Source organism: Mediterraneibacter flintii (assembly GCF_055387595.1).
In genome coordinates this window covers 2,313,465-2,329,747 of the sequence record NZ_AP031405.1, presented here as the reverse complement: position 1 = coordinate 2,329,747, position 16,283 = coordinate 2,313,465, and the positions used below count along the sequence as shown (strand labels likewise).

The 16,283-nt window shown below is 39.7% G+C and carries 17 protein-coding genes; 16 read left to right on the top strand and 1 reads right to left on the bottom strand.

The genetic code is table 11. The features are described from left to right. Nucleotides 1-11 precede the first annotated feature (11 nt). The 15 genes from ACZ5C4_RS11000 to ACZ5C4_RS10930 all read left to right on the top strand — a co-directional run bounded on the left by ACZ5C4_RS11000 (nt 12) and on the right by ACZ5C4_RS10930 (nt 14,787). Entirely contained in the window at nt 12-1,730 is a 1,719-nt protein-coding gene (locus tag ACZ5C4_RS11000) for a terminase large subunit (protein WP_464521025.1), read from the top strand. Further along, on the top strand, nt 1,723-2,922 hold the full coding sequence (locus ACZ5C4_RS10995; RefSeq protein ID WP_464521024.1) for a phage portal protein: 1,200 nt from the start codon (nt 1,723-1,725) through the stop codon (nt 2,920-2,922). The genes ACZ5C4_RS11000 and ACZ5C4_RS10995 overlap by 8 nt, the downstream gene beginning before the upstream one ends. Beyond that, entirely contained in the window at nt 2,923-3,516 is a 594-nt protein-coding gene (locus ACZ5C4_RS10990) for an HK97 family phage prohead protease (protein WP_464521023.1), read from the top strand. Between the two features lie 2 nt (nt 3,517-3,518). After that, nucleotides 3,519-5,168, top strand: coding sequence for a phage major capsid protein (locus ACZ5C4_RS10985; RefSeq protein WP_464521022.1), 1,650 nt, complete (start codon nt 3,519-3,521; stop codon nt 5,166-5,168). 21 nt (nt 5,169-5,189) lie between these two features. Then, a complete protein-coding gene (locus tag ACZ5C4_RS10980; RefSeq protein WP_464521021.1) occupies nt 5,190-5,468 on the top strand; it encodes a hypothetical protein in 279 nt (92 codons plus the stop codon). After that, nucleotides 5,465-5,815 (top strand): hypothetical protein, encoded by a 351-nt coding sequence (locus tag ACZ5C4_RS10975; protein WP_464521020.1) that lies wholly within the window; start codon nt 5,465-5,467, stop codon nt 5,813-5,815. The genes ACZ5C4_RS10980 and ACZ5C4_RS10975 overlap by 4 nt, the downstream gene beginning before the upstream one ends. Further along, a complete protein-coding gene (locus ACZ5C4_RS10970) occupies nt 5,790-6,113 on the top strand; it encodes a hypothetical protein (protein WP_464521019.1) in 324 nt (107 codons plus the stop codon). The genes ACZ5C4_RS10975 and ACZ5C4_RS10970 overlap by 26 nt, the downstream gene beginning before the upstream one ends. Further along, complete coding sequence (locus ACZ5C4_RS10965; protein ID WP_464521018.1) at nt 6,113-6,613, top strand: HK97-gp10 family putative phage morphogenesis protein; 501 nt, start codon at nt 6,113-6,115, stop codon at nt 6,611-6,613. The genes ACZ5C4_RS10970 and ACZ5C4_RS10965 overlap by 1 nt, the downstream gene beginning before the upstream one ends. A 1-nt stretch (nt 6,614) precedes the next feature. Further along, a complete protein-coding gene (locus ACZ5C4_RS10960; RefSeq protein ID WP_464521017.1) occupies nt 6,615-7,475 on the top strand; it encodes a hypothetical protein in 861 nt (286 codons plus the stop codon). A 55-nt stretch (nt 7,476-7,530) separates the two neighbouring features. Continuing rightward, nucleotides 7,531-7,902 (top strand): hypothetical protein, encoded by a 372-nt coding sequence (locus ACZ5C4_RS10955; RefSeq protein WP_464521016.1) that lies wholly within the window; start codon nt 7,531-7,533, stop codon nt 7,900-7,902. A 178-nt stretch (nt 7,903-8,080) separates the two neighbouring features. After that, on the top strand, nt 8,081-10,216 hold the full coding sequence (locus tag ACZ5C4_RS10950) for a phage tail protein (RefSeq protein WP_464521015.1): 2,136 nt from the start codon (nt 8,081-8,083) through the stop codon (nt 10,214-10,216). After that, a complete protein-coding gene (locus tag ACZ5C4_RS10945) occupies nt 10,216-10,908 on the top strand; it encodes a distal tail protein Dit (RefSeq protein WP_464521014.1) in 693 nt (230 codons plus the stop codon). The genes ACZ5C4_RS10950 and ACZ5C4_RS10945 overlap by 1 nt, the downstream gene beginning before the upstream one ends. Next, complete coding sequence (locus tag ACZ5C4_RS10940; RefSeq protein ID WP_464521013.1) at nt 10,905-12,818, top strand: phage tail spike protein; 1,914 nt, start codon at nt 10,905-10,907, stop codon at nt 12,816-12,818. Before ACZ5C4_RS10945 ends, ACZ5C4_RS10940 begins: the two co-directional genes overlap by 4 nt. Then, on the top strand, nt 12,818-13,315 hold the full coding sequence (locus ACZ5C4_RS10935) for an endolysin-like domain-containing protein (protein ID WP_464521012.1): 498 nt from the start codon (nt 12,818-12,820) through the stop codon (nt 13,313-13,315). The genes ACZ5C4_RS10940 and ACZ5C4_RS10935 overlap by 1 nt, the downstream gene beginning before the upstream one ends. Before the next feature lie 11 nt (nt 13,316-13,326). Then, nucleotides 13,327-14,787, top strand: coding sequence for a hypothetical protein (locus ACZ5C4_RS10930; RefSeq protein WP_464521011.1), 1,461 nt, complete (start codon nt 13,327-13,329; stop codon nt 14,785-14,787). Here the strand turns inward: ACZ5C4_RS10930 and ACZ5C4_RS10925 are convergent, their stop codons facing one another. Then, nucleotides 14,788-15,051, bottom strand: a complete 264-nt coding sequence (locus ACZ5C4_RS10925) for a hypothetical protein (protein WP_464521010.1) — start codon at nt 15,049-15,051, stop codon at nt 14,788-14,790. It lies immediately after the preceding gene. Nucleotides 15,052-15,207: 156 nt separating this feature from the next. Here ACZ5C4_RS10925 and xerA point away from each other — a divergent pair, with 156 nt between their 5' ends. Beyond that, nucleotides 15,208-16,197, top strand: a complete 990-nt coding sequence (xerA, locus tag ACZ5C4_RS10920) for a site-specific tyrosine recombinase/integron integrase (RefSeq protein ID WP_464521009.1) — start codon at nt 15,208-15,210, stop codon at nt 16,195-16,197. The last annotated feature ends 86 nt before the right edge of the window (nt 16,198-16,283 follow it).

The window sequence follows — 16,283 nt, the reverse complement described above, 5'->3', positions numbered from 1 at the left end:
GGGATATTGTTATGGAGTACGCCTGTAGTATCCGGGACGAAAAAAAGATTGCATGCCCGGAATTGAAACAAGCTGTTAAAAGATTCTTCATGGATTTAGAAAATAAAGACTATTGGATAGACTATAAAGATCCGGAATTTTGTATACAGATAATCGAAAAGACCTTATGCCATCAACAAGGGGAGAAATTAAACGGAACGCCTCTGCGCGGAACGCCATTTTTGCTAGAGCCGTTTCATAAATTTATTGTTTACAATTTAACAGGATTCAAACTAAAGGGCACTAATGTAATGAGATTTCACGAAGCCCTTATTTTTATACCACGAAAAAATATTAAGACGAGTTTTGCTGCTGGATTAGCATGGTCGCTTTCGCTTTTATACAGAAAGAGTGGGGCAAAGATATATATAGCAGCAGCCGCACTTATGCAATCATTAGAGAGCTTTAATTTTCTAAATTATAATATAACTCGCATGGGAGAGAACAAAAAAGATGGTGGAATGATAAGGGCAATAGATAATAATAACGAACACAGTTTATCGTGCGATATGGAAGATGGTTCTTTTTTTATTCGGGCGCTGGCAGCTAATCCAGATGCGCAGGATTCGCTAAACTGTAATATTGCCATTTGTGACGAGATCCACGCTTTCAAAAAACCAAAGCAGTACAATTTATTCAAAGAAGCGATGAAAGCGTATACAAATAAATTAATTATTGGAATTTCTACTGCAGGAGATGATGAAAAACTATTTCTAGGGCAAAGACTGAAGTATTGCAGAAAAGTGCTGGATGGAACTGTAAAAGATGAACAGTATTTCATTTTTATGTGCTGCGCACCGGAAGGAATCAAAGATGGTAGCGTAGATTTTACAGATCCCAAAATACACGAGATGGCAAATCCTGCATATGGAGTTTCTATACGGCCAGAGGAATTGATGAATGATGCGTTGCAGGCGCTAAACGATCCACAGCAAAGAAAAGATTTTTTCGCAAAGTCCTTAAACGTATATACTAATTCTCTGAAAGCGTATTTTAATATTGATGAATTTAGAAAAAGCGATAAGCAGTACAAATGGACAATTGAAGAATTATCTAAACTACCAATTAATTGGTATGGCGGGGCCGACCTGTCAAAATTACATGATTTGACTGCTGCGGCATTATTTGGAAATTACAAAGGGGTGGACATCATTATCACGCATGCATTTTTTCCGGTGGTAGCGGCGCACATTAAGGCAGATGAAGACAATATACCGCTATTTGGCTGGGCGGATGATGGATGGCTGACAATGTGCAACAGTCCTACAGTAAACCAGGCGGATGTAATTAATTGGTTTCGAAAAATGAGAGATATGGGATTTAAAATCAAGCAAGTAGGACATGACCGGAAATTTTGCAGAGAATATTTTATTGGAATGAAGCAGGCAAAATTTAACATCATAGACCAACCGCAATATTATTATAAAAAATCAGAGGGATTTCGACATATTGAAAAGAGCGCAAAAGATGGAAATTTATATTATTTACATTCAGAAGCATATGAGTATTGTGTGGAGAATGTAGCGGCAGTGGAAAAAACAGATGATATGATACAGTATGAAAAAGTACAACCGGAGCATCGGATTGATTTGTTCGACGCTTCGGTTTTTGCTTGTGTAAGATATTTGGAAAATATGGAGAGAAGCAAAAAGGCAAACGCTTGGTTTGGAAGGGAGAATAAAGATGAGTAAAAAAAGGAACCGAACACGCAACAGGGTAAGAGCAGAACCAAAGAAGAAATCCACGCAGACATGGCTGTGCAGCAGCGATGCTTACGACATTTTAACTTGTCAAGGGTATACAAGCCTTGCGCATAACCCGGAAATTATAACAGGAGTGAATACGATCGCGAGGCTTGTAGGGAGTATGACAATTTATTTAATGGAAAATGGAGAAAGCGGAGATAATCGGGTAAAGAATGAACTAAGCCGAAAGATTGATATAAATCCGAATAATAATATGACACGTTCGGCATTTGTACAATGGATTGTAAGAACATTATTTTTGGATGGAGATGGAAATGCAGTTGTATATCCAAAATCCAGACGGGGAATTTTGAAAAATCTAAATCCAGTGCCTGCACACATGGTAAGTTTTATTCCCGAGGATACGTGGAACTATAAAATACGTGTAAATGGTTTAGAGTATGATCCAGACGAGGTGCTTCACTTTATTTTAGTTCCAGGGACAACCTACCCGTGGAAGGGAGAAGGGGTGTCAGTGGCATTAAAGGATGTTGCGAACAATCTTAAACAGGCGGCAGCTACAGAAAAAGGGTTTATGCAATCCAAATGGAAACCAAGTATTATCGTAAAGGTGGATGGTTTGACGGATGAATTTTCTAGTCCCGAAGGGAGAAAAGAACTTCTAAATAGCTATATAGATACTACACAGGCCGGTGAACCGTGGATGATACCGGCAGAACAATTTGAAATTGAACAGGTGAAACCACTATCCTTGTCAGATCTGGCTTTAGCGGATATGGTTCAACTGGATAAAAGAACGGTGGCTGCCATTTTGGGCGTGCCGCCTTTTGTTTTGGGAATTGGAGAGTTTAAAAGAGAGGAATGGAATAATTTCATTAGTTCAAGAATTATGCCGCTGGCACAGATGATCGAACAGGAGCTGACAAAGAAAATTCTTATCAATCCGAGCTGGTATTTCAAATTTAATCCGCGAAGTTTATATAGTTACGAACTGAAAGACCTAGCAGCGATTGCAGACGATCAGTATATTCGAGGGATTATGCCAGGAAATGAAGTAAGAGATTGGTTAGGGCTTCCGCCGAGGGAAGGACTTGACGAATTAATTATACTAGAGAACTACATACCGAGGGGAATGATTGGTGAGCAGAAAAAACTGATACAAGAGGGAGGTGAGTAAGTGGAACAAAGAATTTTAAAAATGAAAGACATGAAAACGCGTGAAGAAGGAGGAAAAAAATATCTTGAAGGATATTTCGCTGTATTTGGAGAAACATATGAGGTTTGGACAGGATGGGTAGAAACCATTGAGCGTGGAGCATTTGCAAGGTATCTTTCATCTGGAGAAGATGTGAAAGTCTTATGGAACCACGACAGTAATATTGTCTTAGGCTCTACGACAAATGGAACGGCAATATTACGAGAAGACGAGATCGGACTATGGGGAAGTGTAGAGATAAATGAAAACGATCAAGAGGCAGTTAACGGATACGCAAGAGTATCCCGCGGAGATGTAGACGGGTGTTCGTTTGGATTCGACATTGCACGTATGGATGATTGGTGGGATGAAGAGGGTATCTATCACACGAAGATAACCGAAGTAGATCCGCTGTATGAAGTATCCCCTTGCACATTTCCAGCTTATAAAGCAACAAGTATTTCCGCGCGGAACAAAGAAAGCCTTGCGGACGCACGGAAACGGTATGATGAAGCAAAAAAACAGAAAAGAGAGGAATGGCGGAAAAGTATGAGAAGCCGCCTGAAAGGAGAATAGTAATGGCATTAAGAGCAATTATGTTAAGAGCAAAAATCGACAAAAAGAACCAGGAGCTTAAAGCACTTAGGGAGAAAGATACTGATTTTGCAAAGAGAGAGGAAGAACTTGAAACAGCGATAGGAGAGGCTGATACAGAAGAAGAGCAGCAGGCTGTCTCGGAAGAGGTGGAAAAGTTTGAGAAAGAGAAGGAAGAGCATGAAGAGGCAAAAGCGAAACTTCAGACGGAAATTGATGATTTAGAAAAAGAGTTGGACGAGACTGAAAAAGAGCCTACAGAGGCAAATAAAGATGAAAGGAAAGAGAAAAGAATGGGAAACGTGAGAACAAACAGAAAATTTTTCGGCATGGATGCACAGGAAAGAGACGCTTTTTTTGCGAATCCTGATGTAAAGTCGTTCCTCGAAAGAACGCGAGAGATTGGAAAGGCAGCCGCTTCTAATAAAAGGGCGGTGGCGGGAACGGAATTGACAATCCCGACAGTTGTACTAGAACTCATCCGCGAGAATATCATTGATTATTCTAAATTAGTGAATCGTGTAAGGAAGCGCCCTGTATCCGGAAAGGCGAGACAGAATGTTATGGGGACAATTCCGGAAGCGGTATGGACGGAAATGTGTGCGAGTTTGAATGAAATCGACTTTGGCTTTACACAGACCGAGGTGGACGGTTATAAAGTCGGGGGCATTATCTATATCTGCGAGGCGACTTTAGAAGATTCCGACTATAACCTTGCAAGCGAAATTATTGATGCGCTCGGCATTGCGATTGGAATCGCACTTGACAAGGCAATCCTCTATGGAGTAGGAACAAAGATGCCGCTTGGCATTGCGAAAAGACTGGGACAGGAAAGCGAACCGTCCGATTATCCGGCGACAGCCAGAAAGTGGGAGGATCTAAGTTCACACCTTATTACGATTGACAGCGAAAAGCATGGACTTGATTTTTATAAAGAAATTGTATTAGCCGGAGGCAAAGCAAAAAGCAAGTATGCAAGAGGAACAAAGTTCTGGGTAATGAATGATAATACATATACAACATTGAAGGTTGAAGCAATGAACTTTAATGCAGCAGGCGCAATTATCGCGGTGCAGGATGGGACAATGCCGGTAGCTGGCGGTGATATTATTGTACTGTCTGATGATATTATCGCAGATAATAACATTATTGCAGGATATGGGGAATTATATCTATTAGCAGAAAGAGCAGGCAGCACATTTGCACGTTCTGACGAATATCGCTTTGCAGATGATCAAGTAGCCTTCAAAGGCGCCGCAAGATATGACGGAAAACCAGTCATTGCAGAAGGATTTATCGCTATTGGCTTAGGCAGTGCTCCTGCAACAAGTGCGTCATTTGCGGGAGATATTGCAAATGACGCGAGCCTCATAGAACTAACAATTGGAACAGAGACCCTTTCTCCATCGTTTGCACCGGGAAAATATGATTATACTATTACTGCAACAGGAGCAGATGGAGCAGTGCAGGCGGTAACAGCGCAGAATACGGCTAAGGTAGAGCTGCAATATGATGGGAAAAAGATAAATAATGGGGCAGATATAAAGTTTAGCGGAACAAAGACATTAGAAGTAACTGTGAAAAATGGAAGCGGTAAGTTAGTGTACACAGTAAAAATCACAAAGGCGGGTTAATTCCGCCTTTGGAGGTGAATTATGACCGATAAAGAGAAACTGGCAATTCTGAAAAAAGACCTGCAAATGCTGACAACAGCAAATGACGAATATCTTGAAAAGCTTCTTGAACTAGCGGTGGAAAATATCAGGATGGAAGGAATCAAGTTAAAAGAAGGAGATATTCGGTGCGACATGGCAGTTATACAATATGCAGCATTTCTATTTAGAAAGCGAGCTGGAGATGTAACCACTATGCCGCGATTCCTGCGGTATGAATTAAACAATCTGCTATTCAGTCAGAAAGGCGGCATGCTATGACATACGATGATGGAATTCTGCGCATATGCAGAACTATAAATGTAGCAGCTCCGGGAGAAAAGCCCGTTACACAACTGAAAGAAAAGGACAAATTTTATTATGGGTATGATACGTTAGGATTTCAGCGGTATTACACAGCAAAGCAAGCACAAGAGAAGATTGAATGCGTAGTAAATATTCCAGGATGGAATGATATAGAATCTACAGATATTTGTGTACTGGAAAACGAGAAACAATATAGATTGTCCCTTATTCAGCCTACGCTAGACAAGGATGGATTGAAAATGACAAAACTGTCACTAGAAAGGATAAGTGAAAAGTATGATTTCAAAGCTGAAAGCGATTAAAGAAGCTCTTTTGAGTGTTACAGAAAATGTAGGTCATTATGAAGCTATGGATGAGACAGATAAGTATATTGTATGGCAGGAGGATTCGGAAGGAAGCGCCGTAAAAGGAGATAACAGAAAGACAAATCAATCTATACAGGGTACAATTGATTATTATACAAAAACAGATATGGATGAAAATGTGGACAAGATACAGGCGGCGTTAAATGCTGCCTGTATTTCGTTTTATCTAAATTCTGTTCAATATGAAGATGAAACAGAGTTTATTCATTATGAATGGGTATTCGAGGTGGCATAATGGCAAAAGTAGAATTTGGCGGTATAGATGAATATGCGAAAAAGTTAGGGGAATTATGGAAGGATGAAAGGAAAATAATTGAAAGTGCTGTATATGAAGGGGCAGGCATAGTCGCTGACGAAATAAAAGAAGGATTAAAAGGAATTCCGATACAGGAAGGAAAAAATGGCTTGCCTCCGCGAGGAGATTCAAAAAATAAACTTACCGGAATATCTCGGAAGCAGAAACAAGACTTAATTGCAGGTTTTGGGCTATCGCCTATGGAGGACAGCGGAGACTTTATAAATACAAAAGCAGGGTTCGAGGGATACGGAAGTATAAAAACAAAAAAATATCCAAAAGGAACGCCAAACGCTATGCTAATGCGAAGTGTAGAGAGTGGAACTTCTTTCAGAGAAAAGAGGCCTACAGTCAGGCCGGCGGTAAACAGAGCAAAAAAAAGAGCACAGGAAGCAATGGAAAAAGAATTAGATAAACAGATAAAGGAAAGGATGGAATGATATGGCAATTAAAGGAGTAGCGGTACCGGCATTCGCAGATTACAACTATGATGGAAATAAATCATACTATACAAATGGATTTATTGCGGGAAAAGCAGTGGAATATGGTGCAGAGATAGAATTATCAGACGATAACCCGCTGTATGGAGATAATGATGTCGCGGAACATGATTACGGTACATTTTCAACTGGAACATTGACATTAAATACAACAGATTTAGATCCTTATTCATCGAAAAGATTATTGAATTTGAAAGAAGTTGAGGTTGAGGTCGGAAGTGCAAAGGTAAAAGAATTAGTGCGCGATGACGACGCTAAGACGCAATCTAAAGGATTTGGAATCATAGAAATGCATCAGATTAATGATGTGGATAAATTTAGAGCGCTGATTTTATGCAAGGTTACGCCGAAAAACCCGGCAGAGGCGGCAACGACAAAAGGGGAGTCAATCGAATGGCAGACAAAAGAATTTGAATCTACGATTGAAAGAACGCAGGAAGTAAATGAAAAATATAATCACCCGTGGCAGAGAGAAGCATGGTTTGATACAGAGGCAGAAGCGTTGGAATATTTAAAAACGGTGCTAAACGTAATGGAAAGGCTGGAAGTTACATCACAGGAAGGAACCGAAGCAGGAAAGACAAAAATAACAGTCACACCTTCTCTAACAAATGGAAATTCGTATAAGTATAGCACTAAAGGACAGGCCCCGGCGTATAAAGAGGATTTAACATCATGGGAAGACTGGAATGGAGCAGAAGAAATTGAAGCTGCAAACGGAAGTACGATTTATATAGCAGAAGTAAATACAGAGAAAAAAGCAATCAAATGCGGAAGCACTGTAGTTTTAGCAAAGGAATAAGGTGAGAAAAATGGATAGATGTACATATATAAAAATAGCTGGTAAGGAGTACCCGATGTCATTTTCTTTAGGAGCATCAAAAAAGATGATAGCTAAGTATGGCAGTATTGAAAAAATGCAAAATGAGTTAAAAAAATCGGGGGATGATATAAAAAAACTAGATTTACTAACGGAAATGCTGGCGTTATTGATAGCACAAGGGTGCGCATATAAAAATTATTTTGAAAAAGATATGCCGGCGCCGGAAACCGCACCGATTATTAACGGCAAATGGGAACCGATTACAGCAGAAGTGCTGGATATTGCAATTATGCTCTATGATGCGGATGAAATAAGAGAAAAAATCGAGGAATGTGTGACAAAGGGAGCAAAGAAAAGGGTAGAAGCAAAAGTACAGGGAAAAAACGTAAAAGCCACTCAAGCGTAAAGGCTCTTGAGTGGCTTGATATTGCGGCGAGAAAAATAGGTATTCCATATTTGGAATATAATTGCATGCCGCTTGGAGAAATATCTGATCTAATTGATTTTTATGCAGCATCAGAAGGAAACGTAACATTAAGAGAAAAAATAACAAATGATACGAATTATTTTCCAATGGGGGTGAAATGATGGCGTATGATATAGGGCCGCGGATAGGTATAAAAGGCGAGGCGGAATTTAATAAACAGATAAAGCAGATAAATAACGCGATCCGTGAATGTGGGTCAGAAATGAAATCGCTATCCAGTCAGTTTGAGAGCAATGCGAATTCGCAAGAAGCCCTTATTGCAAAAAACAAAAATCTAGGGAAAGAGTTGGATTTGCAAAAGCAAAAAATGAGCCTCTTGGAAAAACAGTATCAAAAGCAAGTTACAATTTTAAAAGAACTTGGGGATGCGTATCAGAAGGCAAAAACTGAAACAGGAGAAACATCCGCAGAATCCGCAAAGGCAGAGACAGCATTTAACAAGCAGGCGGAAGCAGTTTCAAAATTGAAAGTCTCAATGAATGAGACACAAACATACATAAATAAACTAAATACATCAATCAGCAAAAATGGTAATATGCTGGATGAAATCGAAGCAGGCGCAAGAGATGCGGCTACGGGACTGGACAAACTGGCAGACGAAGCGGACGACGCAGGAGATAAGCTGGACGAAGTAGCGAGAAGCACAAAGGCGGAAGCCTTAAGCGGACTGGCTGATAATATATCAGCGGCAGGGGATGCAATGATAAGCATGGTGGAAAATTCAAAAGAATATTTGTCTATCATGGGACAACTTGAAGCATCCTCACAAAGATTAGGGTATACAACACAAGAAACAGAACAGACATATACGCAATTATATGGAATCCTGGGAGATAATCAAACCGCAGCTACAGCAACAGCGAATTTACAGGCATTAGGACTTTCACAGAAAGATCTAACAGAAATGACAGAACTTGCTATAGGAGCGTGGGCTCAATATGGCGATTCTATACCTATTGATTCTCTTGCGGAGGCTATAAATGAAACAGCACAAACCGGAATTGTAACGGGAACTTTTGCCGATGCACTAAACTGGGCCGGAGTAAGTGAGGATGCATTTAATGAAAAATTAGCCTCTACATCAAGCGAATCTGAACGTGCAAGAATGATTATGGAAGTGCTAAAAAGTCAGGGGCTAGATTCTGTAGCACAGGGATTTCGGGATAATAATCAAGCGCTTATTGAAAATAATGAAGCACAAGCAAATTTTGATGAAGCAATGGCAAATTTGGCGGAAGTAATTATGCCGGCAGTGACAAATGTATTGAATATTGCAGCGGAAGCATTATCGGCATTTGCGAATTGGTTTACATCCCTTCCCGGCCCTGTTCAAACGGTTATAGCAGTCATCGGAACATTAATAATTGTGCTGGGAGCACTTGCCCCTGTCATTCTTACGGTAGCCGCAGCAGTAACGGCTTTAGAAGCTCCGCTGTTACCCATCATTGGAATTATTGCATTGATAGTAGCGGCGATAGCAGCGATTATAGCAATATTCCAAAATTGGGGTTCTATTGTAGATTGGTTTAAAGAACAGTGGGAACTGGCATGTGAGAGATTGAAAATAGGATGGGAGATGGTAGGAAATGCAATATCATCTATATGGAATTCTATTAAAAATTGGTTTACAGATGGAGTCAATTCAATTGTAAATGCAGTGAAAAGTATGGCGTCGAAAGTATCTGAATTTTTTGGAAACATCATAAACAGTGCAAAAGAAAAATTAGGACAAATAGGAACGGTAGTTTCTAACGGTTTTCAAGGGGCGATTGATTTTATTACCTCACTTCCGGGAAAAGCGTTGGAATGGGGATCTGATTTTATCGGTGGAATAGCGGACGGTATTAAAAGCGCGATTGGAGCTGTGACTGATGCTGTGGGTGATGTAGTAGATACGATTGCATCCTATCTACACTTTTCACGGCCAGATAAGGGGCCGTTGCATGAATACGAAAAATGGATGCCGGATATGATGAGTGGAATAGCAGACGGCATTTATAATAACATTGATAAAGTAAAAAATGCAGTAAATGCAGTGTCAGCTACAATGAACAATACAATTTCGGGAAATATTGATGGAATGGTAGAATCTGCAGCCGCGACGAATAATCAGATGATAACTATCGAAGGAGACACAATAATACTAAATGGAGAAGTCATAGGAAAGACAGCGGAAAGAGTAATCAGCACTGGACAGAGAAATGCGATGGCGGCTAAAGGAAGGAGAAAATAATGTACAGCATAAGTTTTAACGGCAAAAACTGTTTACAATATGGCATACTTCCGGTGCGGCGCCCTGACATTCCGGCAGCAGAAAAAGAAGTAGAAGAAATAACTATTCCAGGCAGAGACGGCATTTTGACAGAATCAAAAGAGCGTTATCTGCCTGTTGTTATTTCTATTGAGTTCAATTTTATGAAGGAACCGGACGAATGGGCGGGAGCGTTTAGAAAAGCGAAAAAATGGCTGCAAGGAAGTGGAAATTTAGAGTTTTCAGATGATGCACATTATTTATATAAAGTGTACTATTGCAAAATAACAGACAGTGAAAGAACATCAAGAAAAATTGGAAAATTTACAGCAGAGTTTACATGCTATCCGTATCTATTTGTAAGGGACGGACAGCGAGAAAAGACAATAGAAGAAATTAAAAGGAATCCATACTGCATATCTCATCCTTTATATAAAATAACCGGAGAAGGATTATGCAGGATAAATATAAATGGAAAAGAAGTGTCCGTAAATGTTGGACAAAATGTGACGATTGATACAGAACGGATGATTGCATACAGAACAGACGGAACAATACAAAACACCGTTGTCACAGGCGAATACGAAGATTTATATCTGCAGGAAGGTGACAATGAAATTTTAGTGACGGACGGATTTGAAATATCTGTTATACCGAACTGGAGGGTACTATGATTCAAATATATAATCAGGATAATACAGATTTTGAAAAAAATGGAAATATAACATTAATGCCGACTACGGCAACAGTACATACTGTTTTAAATGGAGCGTGGACTGCAGAATTATCACATCCGATTGATGACATGGGGCGGTGGAAATATATAAAAGAGGAAGCAGTCATTAAAATGCAGTCATTCAACGGAATACAGTTATTTAGAATCAAAAAGGTTAAAAAAGCAGACGGAGGCGTAACTGCCAATATGGAACCAATCTTTATGGATGCAATGGGGGACTGCTTTTTAACAGATATTAGACCGACAGAAAAGAACGGGCAGCAGGCCCTTGATATTATGTGTGCGGCAAATAGTAAATATTCGGGAAGCTCTGATATACAAAAAATATCAACGGCATATTATGAATACAAAAATCTGATTGAGGCAATCAATGGAGATGATGAAAACAGCTTCATCAATAGATGGGGTGGGGAAATACTTTTCGACAATTTTCAAGTCATAATTAATGAACGTACCGGAGGTGATTATGGAATTGAACTAAAATATGGAAAGAATATCCCGGCGGATGGATTAACAGAGGAAGTAGATACAAGTGCAGTTATTACGAGAATATATCCGAAGGCATATAACGGACATACGATAACAGACAACGGATATGTAGATTCTCCTGTTATCAACAGTTATGCGACCGTCAAAGCAGCAACTATGACATTTGATGATGTAAAAATGAGAGAGGATGCGCAGGAAGGCGACGAAGAAGATGGGATTATTATATGCGATACACAGGAAGAATTGGACGAGGCATTAACAACAAAATGCAATGCACAGTATGAGGCAGGGGCAGACAAACCTTCAGTATCTATTTCAGCGAATATTGTATTATTACAAAATACAGAACAATATAAAGAGTACAAAGTTTTAGAAGATATTTCGCTGGGAGATACGATACACTGTAAGCACTCTAAATTAGATATTGTTACAGAAGCAAGGGTAATTGAACTAGAGTACGATTGCATCAGTAAAAAAGTAAAAGCAGTGACACTCGGAGACTTTGAATACAATTATTTTGATAACGTAACATCCGCAACAAATAGGATTGATGAAGCTATACGGTCAGATGGAAGTGTAGTAGCCGAACAGGTAAAAGGTGTTATTGATGGAGTAAAAAGCCAGATGCGGGCGCAGTCCAGCATTGCTAAAAAGCAGGATGTACGGGCTATTATTTTTGAGGATTTCGATGAGGAATCCCCTACGCACGGAGCTATGTGCTTAGGGACGATGGGATTTCAAATTGCAAGCAAGCGCACGGCGGATAATAAGGAATGGGACTGGTCTACATTTGGAACGGGGCAGGGTTTTTTTGCCGATTTTATCGTTGCGGGTACTATGCTGGCCGATCGCATAAAAGGTGGAACACTGGAACTAGGCGGAGAGAATAACGGCAACGGAGTAGGAAGAGTGTTGGATGCTTCCGGGAATGAAATTGTTCGGTTAGACAAAGGTGGGGTGTATGCAAAAGGAAAATATACATGCGAAGGGTTAAATGGAAAACGATTCGTAAACATGTACAATGGAACGATTGAATTTAAAAATGACAACGGAGATATATGTTACATTGAAGCAGGAATAGAAGGAGAAAATAAGGGAAAGTTGACAATATTCGCAGAACAGGGGAGTTCAATAAGTAAATATCTGTCTATTTCAGAAAGTGAATTAAGAGCGCAGTTTAATACAATTTATATGCAAGCAGACAATAAATTAACACTTAGATGCAATTCGTTAGTTGTAATACAAGGCTCAAAGGGGTATACAGGAAAAAGCGGACGTGTAGAATTTTCTGACGGTACATACTTAAATCTTGTAAATGGAATTTGCGTAGGAGGAAATTCGAAGGAGGGAAGTTTTTAATGGCAGAAGCGTCAATGGAAGCACAGAAGGCGGTGCAATGGGCGAGAGAGATAGCAAATGATGATAGTCATGGGTACGATCAAGGAAATAGATGGGGGCCGGACTATGACTGTGCTTCATTTGTAATAACAGCGTATGAAAATGCAGGGATTCCGGTTAAAGAAAATGGAGCATCATATACAGGAAATATGTATAACGCATTTATAGCGTCAGGATTTGAAGATGTAACACATTTGATTGATTTATCATCTGGAAGCGGATTGATAGAAGGTGATGTATTGTTAAATGTTGCAAATCATACCGCTATGAGTACAGGAAACGGAATGTTAGTAGAGGCAAGTCAAAATGAATTTGGAGGAATAACAGGCGGACAAACAGGAGATCAGACAGGACAAGAGATATACGAACATGGGTATTATAATTATGGCCCGTGGGATTATGTATTAAGATACCCAGGAAGTTCCGGTGTATATATTACCCGATTTGTTCCGGCGTAAAGGAGGATATTATGAATGAAATTATAAGGGATGTATATGTACTTCGCAAAGAAATACAAGAACCGATTGAATTAGCACAGGGAAGCGAAGTATCTGTTATATTTAGATTTTCGGATTATAATATACCGGATGGAGCGACAGGCAGTGTGATTGCAACGAAGCCATCGAAAAAGCAACAGCTTGATGAAGTGACAATTATAGGGAATGATGTAAAATTTAATATAACATCACAAATGACAGCGGAGATAGGCTTTTCAGAAATACAGGTTCAAATTAGAAAAGATAATAGAGCATTATACACAATTGTACGAAGAATGGATGTGAAAAAATCGCTGTATCCGATTGAAAGCGGGACAGGCTCTAGTATCATAGACAAATATTTAGATGATATAAAGGAAGCTACAGAGGAAGCAAGCACAGCAACAGAGGCAGCGGATACGGCAGCAGGGAAAGCAAATGCAGCAGCAGAGGCGGCGGATACGGCAGCAGGGGAAGCAAATGCAGCAGCGGAGGCAGCGGATACAGCAGCAGGGGAAGCAAATGCAGCAGCAGAGGCAGCGGATACGGCAGCAGGGAAAGCAAATGCAGCAGCAGAGGCAGCGGATACAGCGGCGGAGGATATACAAAATAAAGCAGAAAACGGAGAATTTACAAGTACAATAACAGTTGGTACTGTAACGACAGGCGAGCCAGGAACAAATGCAGGAGTTACAAACAGGGGTACAGAAAAGGATGCTGTTTTAGATTTTACAATTCCACGTGGAGATACTGGAGAAGTTGAAAATATAGATACTGTAACAGTAGAATTTGAACAAGCAGCAGAAAGAAAAAATATTAATACAGGAGAAACATTTGCAACTTTGTTTGGAAAAATAAAAAAATACTTTTCTGATTTAAAAACAGTTGCATTTACAGGGAGTTACAACAATTTATCAAACACCCCTAAAATACAAAACAATCTGACAACTACAGAAGAAGGAAGTGTATTAGATGCGACACAAGGAAAAGTGCTTGATAATAAAAAAATTGATAAGGATAAAATTGTAAAAAGTACGGAAATATCTGAAGAAGGGTTTTTGATGGATGGGAAAATCTGCTCGGAAGCACTTGCTAATTTAAATGATAATTACATTGTCGAAGAAGGCGAAAATGACAACGGCCACTATCGAAAATGGAGCAACGGCACATTAGAAATGTGGGGAAAACTGATTTTAAATAATGTTAATATCAATAATCGTTCTAATACTTCAACGACGGTTTATAATTCGACACAATATAGAATCACATTTCCGTTTGCTTCATTATCAGAATGTATTGTAACCTGTACGAATTATTCAAATACAGGTGCATGGGTATCCATGTCCACTGGAGGAGACAGAAAATCTAGCTTCATGTTTTGGTTATATGCTGCAGGTATAAGTAATGGAAATTCACATTATATTTGTTGGCGTGCAACGGGAACGTGGAAGTAATTATTTCCATGTTCCAATAACGTGCCAGTTATAGACTACACCAAGATCGCTAACAGATGCGTTAGCGGCCATTCGGAAGCCTACTGATGATTTATTGCTATATGCTGCACCTGTAGCCCATATAATTCCAGAGCTTTCTACGTACACATTGGATACGACTGATGTTATAGATTCAACTGGTAGTGTAATATCAATAACATTACTATAATACGGTGCGCTATTTCCATTTTGTATCCAGACTTCCGCCCGCTTGCGTCCCCACATTTCAAGTGTACCATTAGCCCACTTTCGATAATACCCATTATCATTTTCACCAGATTCCACAATAGAATTATCATTTAATTAAGGAATGCAATAATCTTTTGCATACATAGTACATAGAAATTGCTACACTGAAAAATAAAAAAGGAGTATAGCAAAATGGAACAAAAAATAATGGAAGTGCTACGGCGTATGCAGTCAGTGCTGAAAGAGAATCAGATGCGAGAACTAAAAAATGTATTGAATATAGTTTTTGCAGGATGCAAGTTGGTAGAAGAGACGGCAATACAGGTGATTGAACGTAGCTGGATGACAGACTTGGAGGATTTTTTAATGTCGAAAGTATTAGAAGGTAAATCACCGGAAACAGTACAGCGTTATAGATACGAACTGAAGCGTTTGTTATCGTATATCAATAAAGCAGTGACAGACGTGACGGCAGGAGACATCAGCGGATATATGCGAGCGTACAAACGACTGCGTCAGGTTAGCAATCAAACTCTTCAAAATGTCCGGGCAGTGTACAGTAGTTTCTTCAGTTGGCTTCGTGATAGAAATAGAATCCGAGAGAACCCTATTACATTGGTAGAAAATATCAAAACAGAAAAAGTGCTAAAGAAGCCGTATACGGACGAAGAACGGGAAATGTTATTGCGAAATTGCAAAACGTTGAGAGATAAAGCAATGCTAGAGTTTTTGTATTCCACGGCGGTCCGTGTATCAGAATTGGCACGGTTGAATCGGGAAGATATACGGTTTACAAATAAAGACCTTGTCGTATTTGGAAAAGGAGCAAAAGAAAGGAGGGTATACATAAATGATCGTACAAACATGTATTTGCGCGAATACTTGCAGAGCCGAACCGACGGGAATCAAGCGTTGTTTGTATCTGCAAAAAGCCCGCATAAACGTCTGACAAAAGCAGGAATCGAGGATATAATCCGGCGTACTGGCCGACGAGCACAAGTAGAAAAGGCGCACCCGCACCGCTTCCGACGCACGGCAGCAACAAACGCGCTTAACAGAGGCATGCCAGTACAGGAGGTCGCAGAACTTTTAGGTCATGCAAATTTGCAGACGACAATGAGATATTGCACAGTGTCTCAAGATAGCGTGCAGTATCATCACCGTAAATATTTGAGCGCATAACAATATAAAAAAGAATATGTAAGTTCTACATCCGGCTTCCGGTCGGGTGTTTTTGTTGTGTACTTTTATGAGTAACTATAAAAAGT